The organism is Klebsiella sp. 1SOBk5mer (genome assembly GCF_046603115.1).
Taxonomy (GTDB): domain Bacteria; phylum Pseudomonadota; class Gammaproteobacteria; order Enterobacterales; family Enterobacteriaceae; genus Klebsiella; species Klebsiella quasipneumoniae.
In genome coordinates this window covers 1-20,148 of the sequence record NZ_JBKIUU010000021.1, presented here as the reverse complement: position 1 = coordinate 20,148, position 20,148 = coordinate 1, and the positions used below count along the sequence as shown (strand labels likewise).

The 20,148-nt window shown below is 63.1% G+C and carries 19 protein-coding genes; 16 read left to right on the top strand and 3 right to left on the bottom strand.

All coding sequences use genetic code 11. The annotated features are described in order from the left end of the window. The first annotated feature begins 431 nt into the window (after positions 1–431). Positions 432–1,553: a cupin domain-containing protein gene (locus ACLH1U_RS25000; RefSeq protein ID WP_023291817.1), complete on the top strand. Its 1,122-nt coding sequence runs from the start codon at positions 432–434 to the stop codon at positions 1,551–1,553. 53 nt (positions 1,554–1,606) lie between these two features. Here ACLH1U_RS25000 and ACLH1U_RS24995 read toward each other — a convergent pair whose 3' ends face one another. Together ACLH1U_RS24995 and cusR are read right to left on the bottom strand one after the other, a co-directional pair. Continuing rightward, a complete protein-coding gene (locus ACLH1U_RS24995; protein ID WP_023291816.1) occupies positions 1,607–3,049 on the bottom strand; it encodes a Cu(+)/Ag(+) sensor histidine kinase in 1,443 nt (480 codons plus the stop codon). Further along, positions 3,039–3,722, bottom strand: coding sequence for a copper response regulator transcription factor CusR (gene cusR, locus ACLH1U_RS24990; RefSeq protein WP_004206716.1), 684 nt, complete (start codon positions 3,720–3,722; stop codon positions 3,039–3,041). Before cusR ends, ACLH1U_RS24995 begins: the two co-directional genes overlap by 11 nt. Positions 3,723–3,894: 172 nt before the next feature. Here cusR and ACLH1U_RS24985 point away from each other — a divergent pair, with 172 nt between their 5' ends. The 5 genes from ACLH1U_RS24985 (at position 3,895) to ACLH1U_RS24965 (ending at position 10,533) form a co-directional block, all read left to right on the top strand. Then, positions 3,895–5,280: an efflux transporter outer membrane subunit gene (locus ACLH1U_RS24985; protein ID WP_032454729.1), complete on the top strand. Its 1,386-nt coding sequence runs from the start codon at positions 3,895–3,897 to the stop codon at positions 5,278–5,280. A gap of 17 nt (positions 5,281–5,297) precedes the next feature. Continuing rightward, positions 5,298–5,642, top strand: a complete 345-nt coding sequence (cusF, locus tag ACLH1U_RS24980) for a cation efflux system protein CusF (protein ID WP_101862725.1) — start codon at positions 5,298–5,300, stop codon at positions 5,640–5,642. A gap of 44 nt (positions 5,643–5,686) precedes the next feature. After that, positions 5,687–6,952: an efflux RND transporter periplasmic adaptor subunit gene (locus ACLH1U_RS24975; RefSeq protein WP_411299511.1), complete on the top strand. Its 1,266-nt coding sequence runs from the start codon at positions 5,687–5,689 to the stop codon at positions 6,950–6,952. 11 nt (positions 6,953–6,963) lie between these two features. Continuing rightward, entirely contained in the window at positions 6,964–10,113 is a 3,150-nt protein-coding gene (locus tag ACLH1U_RS24970) for a CusA/CzcA family heavy metal efflux RND transporter (protein ID WP_411299510.1), read from the top strand. A gap of 72 nt (positions 10,114–10,185) precedes the next feature. Beyond that, entirely contained in the window at positions 10,186–10,533 is a 348-nt protein-coding gene (locus tag ACLH1U_RS24965) for a DUF1294 domain-containing protein (protein WP_032454727.1), read from the top strand. Between the two features lie 9 nt (positions 10,534–10,542). Here ACLH1U_RS24965 and ACLH1U_RS24960 read toward each other — a convergent pair whose 3' ends face one another. Beyond that, positions 10,543–11,076: a lipocalin family protein gene (locus ACLH1U_RS24960; protein ID WP_002887259.1), complete on the bottom strand. Its 534-nt coding sequence runs from the start codon at positions 11,074–11,076 to the stop codon at positions 10,543–10,545. 116 nt (positions 11,077–11,192) lie between these two features. Here ACLH1U_RS24960 and ACLH1U_RS24955 point away from each other — a divergent pair, with 116 nt between their 5' ends. From ACLH1U_RS24955 to ACLH1U_RS24910, 10 genes are all read left to right on the top strand, one after another. Continuing rightward, on the top strand, positions 11,193–11,921 hold the full coding sequence (locus ACLH1U_RS24955) for a MerR family transcriptional regulator (RefSeq protein ID WP_002887258.1): 729 nt from the start codon (positions 11,193–11,195) through the stop codon (positions 11,919–11,921). 230 nt (positions 11,922–12,151) lie between these two features. Continuing rightward, positions 12,152–12,586 carry a nuclear transport factor 2 family protein gene (locus ACLH1U_RS24950; protein WP_023291810.1) on the top strand — a complete coding sequence of 145 codons (435 nt, stop codon included), beginning with the start codon at positions 12,152–12,154 and terminating at the stop codon, positions 12,584–12,586. Further along, positions 12,583–13,302, top strand: coding sequence for an SDR family NAD(P)-dependent oxidoreductase (locus ACLH1U_RS24945; RefSeq protein ID WP_102002073.1), 720 nt, complete (start codon positions 12,583–12,585; stop codon positions 13,300–13,302). The genes ACLH1U_RS24950 and ACLH1U_RS24945 overlap by 4 nt, the downstream gene beginning before the upstream one ends. Continuing rightward, positions 13,299–14,558, top strand: coding sequence for an NAD(P)/FAD-dependent oxidoreductase (locus ACLH1U_RS24940; RefSeq protein ID WP_368764532.1), 1,260 nt, complete (start codon positions 13,299–13,301; stop codon positions 14,556–14,558). Before ACLH1U_RS24945 ends, ACLH1U_RS24940 begins: the two co-directional genes overlap by 4 nt. Before the next feature lies 1 nt (position 14,559). Further along, positions 14,560–15,282: a DUF1365 domain-containing protein gene (locus ACLH1U_RS24935; RefSeq protein WP_064146549.1), complete on the top strand. Its 723-nt coding sequence runs from the start codon at positions 14,560–14,562 to the stop codon at positions 15,280–15,282. Then, positions 15,279–16,499 carry a class I SAM-dependent methyltransferase gene (locus tag ACLH1U_RS24930; protein WP_411299509.1) on the top strand — a complete coding sequence of 407 codons (1,221 nt, stop codon included), beginning with the start codon at positions 15,279–15,281 and terminating at the stop codon, positions 16,497–16,499. The genes ACLH1U_RS24935 and ACLH1U_RS24930 overlap by 4 nt, the downstream gene beginning before the upstream one ends. Next, entirely contained in the window at positions 16,496–16,981 is a 486-nt protein-coding gene (locus ACLH1U_RS24925) for a DUF2878 domain-containing protein (protein ID WP_023291806.1), read from the top strand. The genes ACLH1U_RS24930 and ACLH1U_RS24925 overlap by 4 nt, the downstream gene beginning before the upstream one ends. Continuing rightward, complete coding sequence (locus ACLH1U_RS24920) at positions 16,978–17,502, top strand: hypothetical protein (RefSeq protein WP_065806277.1); 525 nt, start codon at positions 16,978–16,980, stop codon at positions 17,500–17,502. The genes ACLH1U_RS24925 and ACLH1U_RS24920 overlap by 4 nt, the downstream gene beginning before the upstream one ends. Continuing rightward, positions 17,499–18,050, top strand: a complete 552-nt coding sequence (locus tag ACLH1U_RS24915; RefSeq protein WP_032454720.1) for a DUF3833 domain-containing protein — start codon at positions 17,499–17,501, stop codon at positions 18,048–18,050. The genes ACLH1U_RS24920 and ACLH1U_RS24915 overlap by 4 nt, the downstream gene beginning before the upstream one ends. Further along, complete coding sequence (locus tag ACLH1U_RS24910; RefSeq protein WP_004206730.1) at positions 18,047–19,006, top strand: YbgA family protein; 960 nt, start codon at positions 18,047–18,049, stop codon at positions 19,004–19,006. Before ACLH1U_RS24915 ends, ACLH1U_RS24910 begins: the two co-directional genes overlap by 4 nt. Positions 19,007–20,148 lie beyond the last annotated feature (1,142 nt).

Sequence of the window (20,148 nt, the reverse complement as noted above, 5' to 3'; positions counted from 1 at the left end):
GCGCTCTGTCGCGAGGTGGCGTATATTACGCTTTCCTCTTTCAGAGTCAACCCGTTTTTCAGGATTTTTCTCTTCAACCGAACCGGCTGTTTGTGTGAAGTGATTCACATCTGCCGTGTCAGTGGGAGCGCATTATAGGGAGTTCGCCGGAAGTAGCAAGGGTTAAAATAGAAAAATCTTATCGACCGCTCATTATTTGAACTTTTCGCTTATTCCTCTTCCTACCATTAAAGCCGCCATCCCAGTGTTCATGCGGCCTGCAGCGTAGTTAACGCGAAAATCGGTTTTTGGCAAAAATGTGATTTTTCTCTCTTACCCAACGCCATTATCGCGCCGATGGAGAATTAAGCGCCACTCTTGACCCACGACAAAGCGCCCGCCCAGCCCCCGTTTCTATAATCAGGCCCGTTTCTTCTTACTGGTAATAATCGATGGCTTATCAACTCAACATTAACTGGCCCGAGTTTTTAGAGAAATACTGGCAAAAGCAGCCGGTGGTTTTAAAAAACGCGTTTCCGGACTTCGTCGACCCGATTACCCCGGACGAGCTGGCCGGGTTAGCCATGGAGCCGGAAGTCGACAGCCGGCTGGTCAGTCTGGCCAACGGTAAATGGCAGGCCAGCAATGGACCTTTTGAACATTTCGATGGCCTGGGCGAGACCGGCTGGTCGCTGCTGGCCCAGGCGGTAAACCACTGGCATATGCCGGCCGCCGAGCTGGTGCGACCGTTCCGCGTACTGCCGGACTGGCGTCTGGACGACCTGATGATCTCCTTCTCCGTCCCCGGCGGCGGCGTCGGGCCGCATATCGATCAGTATGACGTCTTTATTATTCAGGGCATGGGCAGCCGCCGCTGGCGCGTGGGCGATAAGCTGCCGATGCGTCAGTTCTGCCCGCATCCCGCGCTGCTGCACGTCGACCCGTTCCCGCCGATTATTGATGAGGATCTGCAGCCGGGCGATATCCTCTATATTCCGCCGGGATTCCCGCACGATGGTATCACCCACGAAACCGCGCTGAACTACTCCGTGGGTTTCCGCGGGCCCAACGGGCGCGACCTGATCAGCAGCTTCGCCGACTATGTGCTGGAGAACGATCTCGGCGGCGAGCACTACAGCGATCCGGACCTCACCTGCCGCGAGCATCCGGGCCGGGTTGAAGAGTATGAACTCGAACGTCTGCGCGGCATGATGATCGACATGATTCGCCAGCCGGAAGACTTCAAGCAGTGGTTCGGCAGTTTCGTCACCACCCCGCGTCACGAGCTGGATATTGCGCCGGCGGAACCACCGTATGAAGAAGAGGAAGTAGTCGATGCGCTGCTGGGCGGCGAAAAACTTTCTCGCCTGAGCGGCCTGCGCGTTCTGCATATCGGCGACAGCTTCTTCGTGCATAGCGAACAGCTGGACACCACCGATGCCGAAGCGCTGGATGCGCTGTGCCGCTATACCTCATTAGGTCAGGAAGAGCTCGGCAGCGGCCTGCAAAACCCGGCGTTTGTGAGCGAACTGACGCGCCTGATTAATCAAGGCTACTGGTACTTCGAAGAGTAAGCCGCGGTACGATTACGGGCAGCCGCCTGGCGCTGCCCGCTGGCTATCAGCCGTTATTGCGCCTGTTTCGGCAGCACCACAATAAACCGCGTCGAGCGCAGATCGGACTGCGCCGCCACGCTGCCGTGGTGGGCGCTGACGATGGATTTCACAATCGCCAGGCCGATGCCGCTGCCCTCCCCTTTGCGCTGGCGCGAGGGGTCGACGCGATAGAAACGGTCAAACAGCCGCGGCAGATGTTCGGCGGCAATCGGCGTACCGGGGTTCTCCACCACCAGGCGGATCGTCTCCGCGCTTTCGCTCAGCGCGATCGTCACCGCCTGGCCAGCCGGGGTGTAGCGGATCGCGTTCGACAGCAAGTTGCTGATCGCCCGCCGCAGCATCAACGGATCGCCCGTCACCCGGCAGGGGCTGCCGTCAAAGCGCAGCGCTACCGCCTTCTCTTCCGCCCACGCCTCGAAAAACTCAAACACCTTATGCACTTCCTCAGCCAGATCCAGTTCCCGCTGTTCGGGGATCAGCTGGTTGTTATCGGCCTGGGCGAGGAACAGCATATCGCTGACCATCCGCGACATGCGCGAGAACTCTTCGAGATTGGAGTAGAGCACCTCTTCCAGCTCCGGCTGGCTGCGGCTCTGGCTTAAGGCGATTTCGGTTTGCGTCACCAGGTTGGTGATCGGCGTGCGGATCTCATGGGCGATATCGGCGGAGAAGTTCGACTGGCGGGTAAAGACATCCTCCATTCGCTCCAGCATATGGTTAAAGGACAGCGCCAGCCGCTCCAGTTCGATAGGCACCGCCTGCGGGTCGAGGCGCACGTCGAGATCCCGCGAGGTAATATTCTGGATCTGCCGGCTGATCTGGCGGATAGGCTTATGCCCCTGATAGACCACAAACAGCACGATGGCGATGATCAGCAGGCTGATTATCGACGCGGCGGAAATCAGCTTCGCTTTCAGCTCATTAATATAGTGCAGGTGAAAATCGATGGATAAGGCCATCAGCAGATGGTACGCCGGCTTGCCATCCGCCTGCTTGCCCAGCGGCAGCATGATCAGCCGCCAGGCACGGGTCTCCATTTGATGATTATCGTGCGCCATTGCCCGCGGCTGCGGGTCGGTCCATGAAATCACATTCCCGTCGCGCAGCTGCATCGCCAGGCCTGGCGTACTCAGCATATGGCTGAGATCCGGCCCGTTGGGCGACTGGAACAGAATATTGCCCTGCCCATCGTCCAGGCAGATAAAGACGTTGGCGTAGCCCGCAATGATATTCTTCACGATCTCCAGCCGCCGCGCCTGCGGGTAGTCAGCGTGGTCGAGGACCGTCTCCAGGGTGGTGCTGAGCTGCCTGAGATCGTGAACGTCGCGCTCTTCAAAATGCGCCTTCACCGAATGGATCATGATCCAGGTGAAGGCAAAGAAGGCGATGATGGTGGCGAGGCTAATAAAGAAACTCAGCCGGGTAGCCAGGGAAAAGGGGCGCTTAGCGACCATCCGGCACCTCAAGCATATAGCCGACGCCGCGCACAGTCTGGATCAGCTTCGGCTCGAAGTCGTTATCGATTTTGGCGCGCAGCCGCTTCACCGCCACATCTATCGCGTTGGTATCGCTGTCGAAATTCATATCCCACACCTGCGAGGCTATCAGCGAACGCGGCAGCACTTCGCCCTGATGGCGCAGGAAGAACTCCAGCAGAGTGAACTCCTTGCTGGTCAGGGTGATGCGGGTGGCGCCGCGCGTCACCTTACGGCTGACCAGATCGACGCTGAGATCCGCCGCCTGAAACTGGCTTTCGACAATGACCGCCGCCCCGCGGCGCAGCAGCGTCCGCACCCGCGCCAGCAGTTCCGCAAAGGCGAACGGCTTCACCAGATAGTCGTCGGCGCCCAGCTCCAGCCCCTTCACCCGATGCTCAATGGTGCCCAACGCGGTAAGCAGCAGGATCGGCATGCCTTTCCCGGCGGCGCGCAGCATGCGCACGATATCCCAGCCGTTCACGTCCGGCAGCATGATGTCGAGGATCAGCAGATCATAGTCGCCGGTCATCGCCAGGTGATAGCCGTTAAGGCCGTTATCGGCCAGGTCGACGACGAAGCCAGCCTCGGTAAGCCCTTTGGTCAGGTACTCCCCGGTTTTCTTCTCATCTTCGACAATCAAAATCTTCACCGCCGGCTCCTTCACGCGCGTTCTGTGCGGGTATTCAATTTTAGAGGAGCGCCTCCGGATAGCAATGAAATATCAGGAAAATGACAGCTTTGTCATTTTCCTGTCACGTCCTGAACAGAGGCCGCTACGTAAATTAGCCGCCATGGATAAATCGTCGAAAACGTCTGCCGCCATGCGCCCAATAACGCTTCTTACCCTCAGCGTGATACTCGCCTTAACCGGCTGTGTCTCGCTCGCTCCGGACTACCAGCGCCCCGCCGCGCCGGTACCGCAGCAGTTCTCTCTCAGCCAGAACAAGCTGGTTCCCGCAACCGCGAGCTATCAGGAGACCGGCTGGCGAACCTTTTTCGTCGACCCGCAGGTGAAAAGCCTGATAGGCACCGCGCTGACCAACAACCGCGATCTGCGGATGGCGACGCTGAAAGTGCAGGAAGCCCGCGCCCAGTATCGGGTGACCGATGCCGACCGCTACCCGCAATTGAACGGTGACGGTAGCACCACCTACGGCGGCAAGCTTAAAGGCGACACCACCACCAGCAGCGATTACGCCGCCGGGCTGAATCTCAACTATGACCTCGACTTCTTTGGCCGGCTGAAAAACCTCAGCGAGGCCGACCGGGAGAACTTCTTCGCCAGCGAAGAGGCACGGCGCGCAGTGCATATCCTGCTGATTGCTAACGTTTCACAAAGCTACTTCAACCAGCGGCTGGCGGCAGCGCAGCTGCAGGTGGCCAACGACACCCTGCAAAACTATCAGCAGTCTTACGCGTTCGTTGAAAAACAGCTGCTGACCGGCAGCACTACCGTGCTGGCGCTGGAGCAGGCGCGGGGGATGATCGAGAGCACCCGCGCCGAGATCGCCAGGCGGCAGGGCCAGCTGGCGCAGGCTAATAACGCTCTGCAGCTGTTGCTCGGTAGTTATCAACATCTGCCGGACGATAGCGCCAGCAGCGCCGTCGACCTGCAAGGCGTAACCCTGCCGCCGTCGCTCTCTTCAGCGATCCTGCTGCAGCGGCCGGATATTTTAGAGGCCGAACACAGCCTGCGGGCGGCCAACGCCAACATCGGCGCCGCGCGGGCGGCCTTCTTCCCGTCGATCACCCTGACCAGCTCGCTCTCCGGCAGCAGCAGCGAGCTCGCCAGCCTGTTTAACGCCGGCAGCGCGATGTGGAACTTCATCCCCAAAATCGACATTCCGATTTTCAACGCCGGGCGCAATCAGGCCAACCTCGATCTGGCGGAGATCCGCCAGCAGCAGCAGGTGGTCAACTACGAGCAAAAAATTCAGTCCGCTTTTAAGGAAGTGGCCGACGCGCTGGCCCTGCGCCAAAGCCTGGCCGATCAGATCGCCGCCCAGGAGCGCTATCTCGCTTCACTCAATATCACCCTGCAGCGCGCCACCGCGCTCTATCGCCACGGCGCGGTCAGCTACATCGAAGTGCTGAGCGCCCAGCGCGACATTTTCACCACCCGACAAACCCTGCTGGAACTCAACTATTCCCGTCAGGCAAATGAAATCACCCTGTTCACCGCCCTCGGCGGCGGCTGGATGGAATAACCCGAGGAGTCTTGATTATGAATTCACTGTCTAAAGTCGCCCTGTTCACTCTGATTTTTGGCGCGGTGTTCGCCGCCCAGGCCGCCGACCCGCACGCCGGCATGGCGATGCACGAACAGCCCGCCGCCGCGCAGACGCAAAGCATCAGCGGCAAAGGGGTCATTAAAACCATTGATATGGATAGCAAAAAAATCACCATTGCCCACGAAGCCATCCCGGCGGTGAACTGGCCGCCGATGACCATGCGCTTCACCATCACCCCGCAGACCCAGCTCAACAATGTGAAGGACGGCGACAGCGTGGACTTCACCTTCGTTCAGCAGGGCAATCTGTCGCTGTTACAGGATATCCGCGCCCACTAATGGCCCGGCGACGGTAGGCTCCTCAACAACTGAATGGACGACACATGGCATCCCTGACACTGAAAAACACGGCGCTGATCCTCGGCAGCATGGCGATCGGCGGCGCGCTCACCGCAGCGCTGTATACCCGGATGGCGCCGCCCCTCGACGCTACCGCCGCCGCCCCGGCGGCCGAGCAGCAGCGAAAAGTGCTGTTCTGGTACGACCCGATGTACCCGAACACCCGCTTTGATAAACCGGGTAAATCGCCGTTTATGGATATGGACCTGGTGCCGAAATACGCCGATGAGGAGAGTGCCGCCGCCGGTGCGCCGGGGGTGCGTATCGACCCGACGCAGACCCAGAATCTCGGGGTGAAAACCGCCGCCGTCACCCGCGGGCCGCTGCGCTACGCCCAGACCTTCCCGGCCAACATCAGCTACAACGAGTACCAGTACGTGATTATGCAGGCACGGGCGGCGGGCTTTATCAATAAAGTCTATCCCCTGACTGTCGGCGACAAAGTGCAACAAGGTACGCCGCTGCTGGAACTGACCATCCCGGACTGGGTGGAAGCGCAGAGCGAATACCTGCTATTGCAGGAGACCGGCGGCACCGCCACCCAGATCGAGGGGATCCTCGAGCGGCTGCGTCTCGCCGGAATGCCGGACGACGATATCCGTCGCCTGAAAGCCACGCGCAAGATCCAGACCCGCTTCACCCTCAAGGCGCCCATCGACGGGGTGATCACCGCCTTCGATCTGCGCGCCGGAATGAACATCGCCAAAGATAACGTGGTGGCGAAAATTCAGGGCATGGACCCGGTGTGGGTCAGCGTGGCGGTCCCCGAGTCCATCGCCTGGCTGATTAAAGACGCCTCGCAGTTCCGCATTCAGGTTCCCGCCTGGCCGGACAAAACCTTCCGCATCAGCAAATGGACGATTCTCCCCAGCGTCGATAGCGCCACCCGCACCCTGCAGCTACGCCTGCAGGTGAACAACCCGGATGAAGCGCTGAAGCCGGGGATGAACGCCTATCTGCAGCTGACCAGTGACAGCGAACCGATGCTGCTGATCCCCTCCAAAGCGCTGATCGACAGCGGCAGCGAGCAGCGGGTGATCACCATGGATAACGAGGGCCGCTTCGTGCCGAAGCAGGTCCAGGTTTTCCATGAATCCAATGGCGTCACGGCCATTCGCAGCGGGCTGCAGGAGGGCGAGAAGGTGGTCGCCAGCGGCCTGTTCCTGATCGACTCGGAAGCCAATATCGCCGGCGCGCTGGAGCGCATGCGCGCGCAGGCCCCTGATGCCGCTGCCGCCCACGCGCACTGAGGAACGGAACAATGATTGAATGGATTATCCGCCGCTCGGTGGCCAACCGCTTCCTGGTGATGATGGGCGCGCTGTTTCTCAGCCTCTGGGGGACCTGGACCATCGTCCACACCCCTGTGGACGCCCTGCCGGATCTCTCCGACGTACAGGTGATCGTCAAAACCAGCTATCCGGGGCAGGCGCCGCAGATTGTCGAAAACCAGGTCACCTGGCCGCTAACCACCACCATGCTGTCGGTGCCCGGCGCCAGAACGGTGCGCGGCTTCTCGCAGTTTGGCGACTCTTATGTGTATGTGATTTTTGAAGACGGCACCGACCCTTACTGGGCGCGCTCGCGGGTGCTGGAGTATCTCAACCAGGTGCAGGGCAAACTGCCCGCCGGAGTCAGCGCCGAAATGGGCCCGGACGCCACCGGCGTCGGCTGGGTCTTCGAGTACGCGCTGGTCGACCGCAGCGGCAAGCACGATCTCGCCGAACTGCGCTCCCTGCAGGACTGGTTCTTAAAATATGAGCTGAAAACCATTCCTAACGTCTCGGAAGTGGCGTCGGTGGGCGGCGTGGTCAAGGAGTACCAGATAGTTGTCGACCCGATGAAGCTGACCCAGTACGGCATCAGCCTCGGCGAGGTGAAATCGGCGCTGGACGCCTCTAACCAGGAGGCGGGCGGCGCTTCGGTCGAACTGGCGGAAGCCGAATATATGGTGCGCGCCAGCGGCTATCTGCAGACCCTCGACGACTTCAAAAACATTGTACTGAAAACCGGCGATAACGGCGTGCCGGTCTATCTCGGCGACGTCGCGCGGGTGCAGGTCGGCCCGGAGATGCGCCGCGGCATTGCCGAACTGAACGGCGAAGGCGAAGTGGCCGGCGGCGTGGTGATCCTGCGCTCCGGCAAGAACGCCCGGGAAGCGATCTCGGCGGTCAAAGAAAAACTGGCGTCGCTGCAAAGCAGCCTGCCGGAAGGGGTTGAAGTGGTCACCACCTACGACCGCAGCCAGCTTATCGACCGCGCCATCGATAACCTCAGCCACAAGCTGCTGGAAGAGTTTATCGTCGTCGCCCTGGTCTGCGCCCTGTTCCTGTGGCACGTGCGCTCGGCGCTGGTGGCGATTATCTCCCTGCCGCTCGGCCTGTGCTTCGCCTTTATCATGATGCATTTCCAGGGGCTCAACGCCAACATCATGTCGCTGGGCGGGATCGCCATTGCGGTGGGGGCGATGGTCGATGCCGCCATCGTGATGATTGAGAACGCCCACAAGCGGCTGGAGGAGTGGACGCATCAGCATCCGGGAGAGAAGCTCGGCAACGACAGGCGCTGGAAAATCATTACCGATGCCTCGGTGGAGGTTGGCCCGGCGCTGTTTATCAGCCTGCTGATCATCACCCTGTCGTTTATCCCCATTTTCACCCTCGAAGGCCAGGAGGGCAAACTGTTCGGTCCGCTGGCCTTCACCAAAACCTGGTCGATGGCCGGAGCGGCGCTGCTGGCGATCATGGTGATCCCGATCCTGATGGGCTTCTGGATCCGCGGCAGGATCCCGGCGGAGAGCAGTAACCCGCTGAACCGCTTTTTGATCCGCATTTACCATCCGCTGCTGCTGAAGGTCCTGCACTGGCCGAAGACCACCCTGCTGATCGCGCTTCTGTCGATCCTGACGGTTGTCTGGCCGCTTAACCGGGTCGGCGGCGAGTTTCTGCCGCAGATCAACGAGGGCGATCTGCTGTATATGCCGTCAACGCTGCCCGGGATCTCCGCCTCGCAGGCGGCGGATATGCTGCAGAAGACCGACAAGCTGATCATGACGGTGCCGGAGGTGGCGCGGGTGTTCGGCAAAACGGGTAAGGCAGACACCGCTACCGACTCAGCGCCGCTGGAGATGGTGGAGACCACCATTCAGCTCAAACCGCAGGATCAATGGCGGCCGGGGATGACCATGGAGAAGATCGTCGACGAACTGGACAAGACCGTGCGCCTGCCGGGGCTGGCGAACCTGTGGGTGCCGCCGATCCGCAACCGCATCGACATGCTCTCCACTGGCATCAAGAGCCCGATCGGCATTAAAGTTTCCGGCACTAACCTGGCCGATATCGACGCCATCGCCGGGAAAATTGAGGGGGTCGCGCGCAGCGTGCCGGGCGTGACCTCGGCGTTAGCCGAGCGGCTGGTGGGCGGGCGCTACCTCGACATTGATATTCAGCGTGAGAAGGCGGCCCGCTACGGGATGACCGTCGGCGACGTGCAGCTGTTCGTCTCGTCCGCTATCGGCGGGGCGATGGTCGGCGAAACGGTGGAGGGGGTCGAGCGCTATCCGATCAACATCCGCTATCCGCAGAGCTACCGCGACAGCCCGCAGACCCTGCGCCAGCTGCCGATCCTCACCCCGCTGAAGCAGCAGATCGTCCTCGGCGACGTCGCCGAGGTGAAGGTGGTCAGCGGGCCATCGATGCTGAAGACCGAGAACGCCCGCCCCACCAGCTGGATCTACATCGACGCCCGCGACCGCGACATGGTGTCAGTGGTGCACGATCTGCAGCAGGCCATCGGCAAGGAGGTGAAGCTGAAGCCGGGCATCAGCGTGTCGTATTCCGGGCAGTTTGAGCTGCTGGAGCGCGCCAATCAGAAGCTGAAGCTGATGGTGCCGATGACGCTGATGATTATCTTTGTGCTGCTGTACCTGGCGTTCCGCCGCGTCGGCGAGGCGCTGCTGATCATCGCCAGCGTGCCGTTCGCCCTTGTGGGCGGGATCTGGTTCCTCTACTGGATGGGCTTCCATCTGTCGGTGGCCACCGGCACCGGCTTTATCGCCCTGGCCGGGGTGGCCGCGGAGTTTGGCGTGGTGATGCTGATGTACCTGCGCCACGCCATCGAGGCGGAGCCGGCGCTGGAGAACCCGCAGACCTTCAGCGCCGGGAAGCTCGACGAGGCGCTGTATCAGGGGGCAGTACTGCGCGTGCGGCCGAAGGCAATGACCGTGGCGGTGATTATCGCCGGCCTGCTGCCGATTTTGTGGGGCACCGGCGCCGGGTCGGAGGTGATGAGCCGCATCGCCGCGCCGATGATTGGCGGAATGATCACCGCCCCGCTGCTGTCGCTGTTTATTATTCCGGCGGCGTATAAGCTGATGTGGCTGTCCCGGCATCGGGGCAAGCGCGGCCGCTAGCCCACCGCGTTTACGCCGGTCCGGGAAATTGGCTATAGTGGCGCCATTCTTCTGGCCGGCGTGAACGTCCCTATGAATCTGAACCTGGTATGTTATTCCCTGCTGCTGCTCACCGCTGTGGGCAGCGCCCTGCTCCCCTACCCGCTGGCGATGTGGTTTTTACTGAGCAGCCTTCTGACATGGCTTATCTATGGCGCCGACAAGCTGGCGGCGCGCAAAGCCTGGCGACGGGTGCCGGAAACCACGCTGCTGGTGCTCGGCCTGGCGGGAGGCTGGCCGGGGGCGATCCTCGGCCAGCAGTGTTTTCGCCATAAAACGCAAAAGCAGCCCTTCCGGACGTGGTTTTTCATCAGCGTGGCGCTGAACGTGGCGGCGCTGGCCGGGCTGTATGCGGTTTACTCTGGCATGCTCAGTCGCTAAGGGGCGAGGCTAGCGCGGCGTCTGGCGGATCCACACCAGTCGATCGACGTCAAAGCCCAGTTCGCGCGCGGTATTCAGGTAATCCTGCTTCACCGCCGCCGGAATGGTGGGGGTACGCGACAGGATCCACAGATAGTCGCGGTTGGGGCCGCTGACCAGCGCATACTGGTAGTCGTCGTCCAGACGGATCACGTTATAGCCGCCGTAGAACGGCCCGAAGAACGACACCTTCAGCGCCGCGGTGGTGGGGGCGCCGGTGAAATAGGCTTTCCCGTCGCTCTCATTCCAGCGTTTTTTGACCGGGTCATAACCGCGATTGACGACGCTGATCCCCCCGTCGCTGCGGGCGCCGTAGGTGGCGGTCACCTGCTCCAGACCTCGCTCGAAGCGATTCTCCAGGCGGGCGACCTCATACCATTTCCCGAGGTAACGGCTGGCGTCAAACCCGCTAATCGGCTGAACGCCCTTCGGCGGGGTGGGCGATTTGCAGGCCACCAGGGTCAACGCGATAGCGACGCCAGTGACAACAGGCCATAGCTTCATGAGAACTCCTTTCATTTACGCGGTTGGGAAAAGTGTAGTGCAAAGCCGCTACACTTCACGCCAGCCGACGTGATTCGTAGTATATTGAGAATATTCTTTATTAACAGGTGGCCTCCATGCCTTACTCCATCGGCGAATTTGCCCGACTTTGCGGGATAAATGCGACCACGCTTCGCGCCTGGCAGCGCCGCTATGGCCTGCTCAAGCCGCTGCGCACCGATGGTGGACACCGTCTGTACAGCGATGACGACGTCCAGCAGGCGCTGAAAATCCTCGACTGGGTGAAAAAAGGGGTGCCGGTCAGCCAGGTGAAGCCCCTGCTGTCGCGCCCCGGCGCGCGGCGCACCAACAACTGGCTGACGCTGCAGGAGACCATGCTGCAGCGGCTGAAAGAGGGAAAAATCGAGTCCCTGCGCCAGCTGATCTACGATGCCGGCCGCGAATATCCGCGCCAGGAGCTGGTGACCGAGGTGCTGCGTCCGCTGCGCAGCCAGGTCTCCGCCAACGTGCCGGCCATCATGACCCTGCGCGAAATCCTCGACGGCATCATCATCGCCTACACCTCGTTTTGCCTCGAAGGCGACAAGAAGGCGCCCGGGGACAACTTTCTGATCACCGGCTGGCACCTGACCGACGCCTGCGAAATCTGGCTTGAAGCGCTCAAACGCACCGGCCAGGGCCATCGCATCGACGTCCTGCCGGTGCCTCCCGCCGCGCTGGCGCCGGAGATTTTCCCCCAGCGCAACTGGCTGCTGGTCACCAGCGGCAAACTCTCCGCCGCTCGTCAGAGGCAGGTCGAACTCTGGCAGCAGCAGGTCGTCTCCCTCGAGGTGATCCCGCTCTAACCCCCGGTTTTCACTTACCCCACTCTCTGTTCCGCCTGCGCCCGGCGGCGCGGCGGGCGCACGTTTGCCCTTCGTGCAGCCCGCGATTTTCATCCTTTAAAACACTAACCATAACAACATGATTTTAAACATAAATAAAATATATTTTTTCACAAACTTGGACAAATAATTTTATTTGTGTAAGTTTTAAGTATGCCATTACGCCACCGTGTTTAGCCAGGATGTGATCCATGAGCACCACGCCGTCCGTCATTCGTCGTTTCGTTGAGTACTACGCCGGGCTGGATGCGCAGCCGCCCACGGCGCTGGCCGCGCTGTACCATCCGGACGCGACGCTGAGCGATCCTTTTGGCCAGCACCAGGGGCTGTTCGCCATTCAGCGCTACTTTACCCATCTGCTGGCCAACGTGGAGCAGTGCCGGTTCACCATCGACGCGCCGCTCTGCGACGGTCAGCGGTTCGCCGTAACCTGGACCATGCACTGGTCGCATCCGCGTATTGCCGGCGGAGAAACCCTGGCCCTGCCGGGCTGCTCGGTGGTGGACATCGCCGGGGAGCAGGTTCTCCACCAGCGCGACTACTACGACGCCGGGGAGATGATCTACGAGCACCTTCCCCTGCTGGGCTGGGCGGTACGCGGCGTGAAGCGGAGGGTGCGCTCATGATGACGGTGCTTATCACCGGCGCCAGCTCCGGGATCGGCGCCGGCCTGGCGAAATCCTACGCGGCGGATGGCCACCTGGTCATCGCCTGCGGGCGCGATGCTTCGCGCCTGACGGCGCTGCAGCAGTTCAGCCCCAACATCAGCGCGCGCCTGTTCGATATGACAGACAGGGACGCCTGTCGCCAGGCGCTGACGGGCTGTTTTGCCGACCTGATCATTCTCTGCGCCGGCACCTGCGAATACCTCGACCACGGGCAGGTGGATGCCGCCCTCGTGGAGCGGGTGATGACCACCAACTTCCTCGGGCCGGTGAACTGCCTGGCGGCGCTGCAGACGCAGCTGGAAGCAGGCGATCGGGTGGTGCTGGTCAGCTCCATGGCGCACTGGCTGCCCTTCCCGCGCGCGGAAGCCTATGGCGCCTCCAAGGCGGCGCTGACCTGGTTTGCCAATAGCCTGCGTCTGGACTGGGAGCCGAAAGGGGTCGCCGTCACGGTGGTCTCTCCAGGCTTCGTCGACACCCCGCTGACGCGCAAAAACGACTTTGCCATGCCCGGCCGGGTGAGCGTCGATCGGGCGGTGGCGGCGATCCGCCACGGCCTGGCGAAGGGCAAAAACCACATCGCCTTCCCCACCGGCTTCAGCCTGGCCCTGCGGCTGCTGGCCAGCCTGCCGTCAGGTATACAGCGCCTGCTATTGCGCAGGATGGTGCGCTCATGAACATCGCCATCATCGGCAGCGGCATCGCCGGGCTGACCTGCGCCTGGCGGCTGGCCGGACACCATCAGGTGACGCTGTTCGAAGCGGGCGCCACGCCGGGCGGCCACACCGCCACCGTGGATGTCGCCACGCCGCAGGGCACCTGGGCCATCGATACCGGATTTATTGTCTACAACGATCGCACCTATCCGCGCTTTATGGGCCTGCTCAGCGAGCTGGGGATCGACGGGCAAAAAACGCAGATGAGCTTCTCGGTCCACAACCCGGCCAGCGGCCTGGAGTACAACGGCCACAGCCTGACCTCGCTCTTCGCCCAGCGACGCAATCTGCTGAAGCCGGCCTTCTGGGGGCTGCTGAGCGAGATCGTCCGCTTCAACCGGCTGGCAAAACTGGCGCTGACCGAGGCGCTGGATCCGGGCGCGACGCTGGAGAACTTCCTCTCCCGCCACCGTTTCAGCCCCTTCTTCGCCCGCCACTATATCCTGCCGATGGGGGCGGCCATCTGGTCGTCGTCGCTGCAGGAGATGCGCCGCTTCCCGCTGCCGCTGTTTTTGCGCTTCTTTGAACACCACGGCCTGCTGGACATTCGCGATCGCCCGCAGTGGTATGTAGTGCCCGGCGGTTCCCGGGAATACGTTCGCGCCCTGCTCGCCAGGCTCGGCGACCGCCTGGACCTGCGGCTCAACGCGCCGGTGCAGCAGGTGGAGCGCCACCCGACAGGGGTTACCCTGCGGCTGGCGTCCGGGGAGGCGCATTTTGACCAGGTGATCTTCGCCTGCCACTCCGCGCAGGCGCTGGCGATGCTGGCGGCGCCCACCGACGCCGAGCGTGAGGTGCTGGGGGACATCGGCTGGCAGCGCAACGAGGTGGTGCTGCACAGCGATCCGCGCTGGCTGCCGGCGCGTCAGCGCGCCTGGGCCAGCTGGAACTATCGCCTGAGCGATGGGGATCGGGCCCGGGCCTGCGTCACCTACAACATGAATATTCTCCAGGGGCTGCCCGCGGGCGCGCCGCTGTTCTGCGTCACCCTGAACCCGGACGCGCCGGTGGACGAGCGCTACGTCTGGCAGCGCTTCGTCTATGAGCATCCGCTGTTTAACCCGCAAAGCTGGTCGGCCCAGCTGCGGCGCGAAGAGATTAACGGCCAGCAGCGGAGCTGGTACTGCGGGGCCTACTGGTACAACGGCTTTCATGAGGACGGGGTGCGCAGCGCGCTCGACGTGGTGCAGGGCATCGCCGCGGCGGAGGGCAACTGAAATGAACAGCTGCCTCTATCAGGGCGTCCTGCGCCACCGTCGCCTGCAGCCGAAGGCGCACCACTTCGTCTACCGCCTGTTTATGGCCTGGCTTGACCTCGACGAACTGGACAGGCTGCCTGAGGCGGGCATCCGCCGCAACCGCCTGGCCGCCGCCGCCTGGTACGACGCCGATTATCCGCTGGGCGCGCCGCTGAAGGCTCAGGCGCTGAACCGGCTGGAGAGCCTGACCGGCTGCCGCCCGACGGGACGCGTGATGCTCCTGACCCAGCTGCGCTACTTCGGCTTCCATTTTAATCCGGTCAACTTTTACTACTGCTATGACGAGGCCGACACCCTGCGCTGGGTGCTGGCCGAAGTGCGCAACACGCCGTGGAATGAGCGTCATTACTACGCGGTGGACGGCCAGCAGGCGCGCCCGCTGGAGAAAGCCTTTCACGTTTCGCCGTTTAACCCGATGGACATGGTCTATCACTGGCGCTTCAACGCGCCCGGCAAAACGCTGCACATGCATATTGAAAACCATCAGGCCAGCAAGGTGTTCGACGCCACGCTGGCCCTGAGCCGCGTGCCGTTAACCCGCGCCAACCTGCGCGGGCTGCTGCTGCGTCTGCCGATGATGACCCTGAAAACCGTCCTCGCCATCTACTGGCAGGCGCTGCGGCTGTGGCTGAAGCGCGTGCCGCTGTACAACCATCCTGTCAGCAGGAGTGAACGCTCATGACCGATCCCGTCTTTGCGCTTGAACCCGATGTGCCGCGCAACGTGCGGCTCGCGCGCTGGCTGCTCTTTCGTCTGTTGAGCGGCCTCCGCGAAGGCTCGCTCACCGTGCGCGAAGGGGCGCAGACTTTTCATTTTGGCGACCCCGCCGCCGCGCTGCGCGCCGAGGCGCGGGTCTGCACGCCGGAGGTGTACTGGCGTCTGCTGACCGGCGGCAGCCTGGCGGCGGCCGAGGCCTGGATGGACTGCGACTGGGAAAGCCACCAGCTGACGGCGCTGCTGCAGATCCTTGCGCGCAACGGCGAGGTGCTGGGGCGTCTGGAGCGCGGCTTTCGTCTGCTGGGCAAGCCCGTCGCCCGCCTGCGCCACTGGACCCGCCGCAACACCCGCGCTCAGGCGCGGGAGAACATCGCCGCCCACTACGACCTCGGCAATGAATTTTATGCCCACTTTCTGGATGACGACCTGCTCTACTCCAGCGCGCTGTTTGCCGACGACCAGCAGGATCTGACCCAGGCCCAGCGGGCCAAGATGGCGCGCCTGTGCGACCAGCTGGCGCTCACTCCCGGCGATCATCTGCTGGAGATTGGCACCGGCTGGGGGGCGCTGGCCGAGTACGCCGCCCGCCATTACGGCTGCCGGGTCACCACCACCACCCTCTCCCGAGAGCAGCACCGCTGGGCTACCGAGCGCATGGCCCGCGCCGGGCTGCAGGATCGCGTCGAGGTGCTGCTCTGCGACTACCGCGATCTGCGCGGCGAGTACGACAAACTGGTGTCGGTGGAGATGATTGAGGCGGTGGGCCAGCGCTACCTCCCGGCCTTTTTCCGCACCTGCCAGGCGCGCCTGCGCCCGGGCGGCAAAATGGCCCTGCAGGCGATCACCATCCAGGATCAGCGCTATCGCGACTACAGCAAAAGCGTCGATTTTATCCAGCGCTACATCTTCCCGGGCGGCTTTTTGCCCAGCATCACGGCAATGAGCGAGCTGATGACCCGCCATACCGATTTTGTGGTGCGCAACCTGTTCGACATGGGCCCGGACTATGCCCGCACGCTGGCGCACTGGCGGCAGCGTTTTACCCATGCCTGGCAGGATATTGAAAAGCTCGGCTTTGATGAGCGCTTCCGCCGGATGTGGCTCTACTACTTCGGCTACTGCGAAGCCGGATTTAACGCCCGCACCATCAGCGTGGTGCAGCTCACCGCGGAGCGGGTATGACACGCCCGGCGCAGCACCTGCTGATGGCCCTCGCGTTCGATGTTTACTGGACGCTGGTGGTGATGTTGCGCGAGCGCGGCCTGCTGATCTGGCTGACGCTGGCGCTGTTCGCCTGGCTGCGGTTGCCAGCGGCCAGTCGTCCGCCCGCTCTGCTGCTGGCCGCGGCGGGCTGCGGGCTGGACGCCTGCTGGGCGCTGGCGGGGCTGATTGATTTTCCCGGCGACAGCCTGCTGCCCCTGTGGATGGTGGCCCTGTGGCTGATGTTCGCCGTCGTCTGGACCCGGCTGACCCGCACCACGACGCTTCCCGGCTGGGTGCTGGCCGCGGCGGCCACCGTCGGCGGCCCGGTGGCCTACCTGATCGGCGCTCGCCTCGGGGCCATGACCCTGCTGGTACCGACGGCGCTTGCCGTGGCCGCCATGGCCTGCGGCTGGCTGGTGCTCATGCTGTTGTTCCATCTGGGGATGGGGAGGCAAAAATGAGATTCGCCCTGTTACTGCTGTGGCTGAGCGCCCTCGCCCCGGCGGCCCACGCCGCCGACTGGCTGACGTGGCGCCGCGTCGGCGAGGCGACCCTCACCTGGGGGCCGTTCACCGTCTATCACTCACAGCTGCGCACGCCCAATGGCCGGTATGCCGGCCCGCAGCAGGATCGGGCGCTGATCATCACCTACCGGCGCGACATCGATCGCGAGGCGCTGGTGGAGGCCACCCGCGACCAGTGGCAAGCGCAGGGCATTCTGCAGCAGGAGCCGCGCAGCGAAGCCTGGCTGCGCATGCTGCAGGGGATCTGGCCGGACGTCGCGCCGGGCAGCCAGCTGGCGTTCGTGGTCAGCGGCGGCGAGGGGCAGTTCTGGTACCGCGCCAGCGCCGCGCAGACCGCCTTTACCCCGCTCGGCCCGCGCCAGTCGGCGGCGTTCAGCACCCGCTTTCTCGCCATCTGGCTCGATCCGCGCACCACTTATCCCGAACTGCGTCAGCAGTTGATCGGAGGTACACCATGAAACGCATTCTGACCCGTGGCCTGGCGCTGCTGATGCTGATGCTCGCCGGCTGCAGCACCGAGGTCACCGAGTACCGGCAGCAGCAGCCCGCCCTCGACATCTTCCACTATTTTCAGGGCCGAACCGAGGCGTGGGGGATGGTGCAGGATCGCCGCGGCAAACAGCTGCGCCGCTTCCATGTAGCGATCGATGGCGACGTCGTCGGCGACACCCTGACGCTCCATGAGCGCTTTGTCTATGACGATGGCGAGAAACAGCAGCGGGTGTGGCGCATTCGCCGCACCGGCGATAACCGTTATCAGGGCACCGCCGGGGATATCGAAGGCGTGGCCAGCGGCCAGGCGGCAGGCAATGCCTTTCACTGGCGCTACAGCATGAACGTCGAGGCCAGCGGCAGCCGGTGGCTGCTGCACTTTGACGACTGGATGTTCCTGCAGGACGGCAGCCATTTGTTTAACAAAACCGAGATGAAGAAATTCGGCATTACGGTGGCCACCGTGACCCTTTTCTTTACCCGAACCACAGCAGAAGAGAGGACAGCGCCATGAACACGCAACCTGTCATTGGGATCAGCGGATGTTTAACCGGCTCAGCCGTGCGATTCGACGGCGGGCATAAGCGTATGGGCTTTGTGATGGATGAGCTCGCGCAATGGGTGGCGTTTAAGCCCGTCTGTCCGGAGATGGCGATCGGCCTGCCCGTTCCCCGCCCGGCGCTCCGGCTGGTGCAGACCCCGGTCGGGGAGATCCGCATGCGCTTCAGCCACGCCCCGCACGAGGATGTGACGGAGAAGATGGCCGATTTCGCCAACGCCCATCTGGCAACCCTGGGCGAGCTGTCGGGCTTTATCGTCTGCGCCAAATCGCCGAGCTGCGGGATGGAGCGCGTGCGGCTGTATGATGAAAAAGGCAATCGCGGGCGTAAGGAAGGCGTGGGGCTGTTTACCGGCGCCCTGATGGCGCGCTACCCGTGGCTGCCGGTGGAAGAGGATGGCCGGCTGCACGATCCGTTGCTGCGGGAGAATTTTGTCGAGCGCGTCTTCGCCCTGCATGAACTCAACGCCCTGCGCGCCCGCGGCCTGACCCGCCACGGCCTGCTGGCCTTTCACAGCCGCTACAAGCTGCAGCTGCTGGCTCACCACCAGGCGGGCTACCGCGAGATCGGCCCGTTCGTCGCCTCGCTGCATGAATGGGAAGATCTGGAGGCTTTCTTCGAGGTCTACCGCGAGAAGCTGATGGCGATCCTCAAGCGGCCCGCCTCGCGGAAAAACCACACCAACGTGCTGATGCATATTCAGGGTTATTTCCGCGACCAGCTGAACAGCCGCCAGCGCGGCGAGCTGCGGGAGGTGATCCTCAACTATCGCGCCGGGCTGCTGCCGATCCTCGCGCCGCTGACGCTGCTTAAGCACTATCTGGCCGAGTATCCGGATCGCTACCTGCAGGCGCAGAACTATTTTGACCCCTACCCGCAGGATCTTGCCCTGCGCCTGACGGTGAACTGAGGGAACCTGGGCCAGCTGCCCGGCGGCGCTGCGCTTGCGTGGGCCTACGGGGGGGTATCCCGCAGGCCTCCTCAGGAACGTAGGCCGGATGAGGCATTTATGCCGTCATCCGGCACTACCGCGGGTACGGTACCTGACCACCCGGCGGCGCTGCGCTTGCGCGGGCCTACGAGGTGATCCCGCAGGCCTCCTCAGGAACGTAGGCCGGATAAGGCATTTATGCCGCCATCCGGCACTACCGCCGGTACGGCGACTGACCGCCCGGCGGCGCTGCGCTTGCCGGGCCTACGGGGGGTATCCCGCAGGCCTCCTCAGGAACGTAGGCCGGATAAGGCATTTATGCCGCCATCCGGCACTACCGCGGGTGCGGCGCCTGACCGCCCGGCGGCGCTGCGCTTGCCGGGCCTACGGGGGGTATCCCGCAGGCCTCCTCAGAAACGTAGGCCGGATAAGGTATTTATGCCACCATCCGGCACTACCGCAGGTGCGGCGACTGACCGCCCGGCGGCGCTGCGCTTGCGCGGGCCTGGGGGGGGATCCCGCAGGCCTCCTCAGAAACGTAGGCCGGATAAGGCATTTATGCCGCCATCCCGCCGGTACGGCGACTGACCGCCCGGCGGCGCTGCGCTTGCGCGGGCCTACGAGGGGATCCCGCAGGCCTCCTCAGGAACGTAGGCCGGATAAGGCATTTATGCCGCCATCCGGCACTACCACAGGTATGGAGCTTGAAGTGTCCTGCCCGGCGGCGCTGCGCCTGCCGGGCCTGGGGGGTATCCCGCACGCCTCCTCAGAAACGTAGGCCGGATAAGGCATTTATGCCGCCATCCGGCACTACCGCGGGTGCGGCGCCTGACCGCCCGGCGGCGCTGCGCTTGCGCGGGCCTGGGGGGGGTATCCCGCAGGCCTCCTCAGGAACGTAGGCCGGATAAGGCATTTATGCCGCCATCCGGCACTACCGCCGGTACGGCGCCTGACCGCCCGGCGGCGCCGCGCTTGCGCGGGCCTGGGGGAGGGATCCCGCAGGCCTCCTCAGGAACGTAGGCCGGATAAGGCATGTATGCCGCCATCCGGCATAAATGGAGCGCACCAGTCGTAGCCCGGCTAAGCGTAGCGCCAGCCGGGAACGCTCCTTCGACAACGCT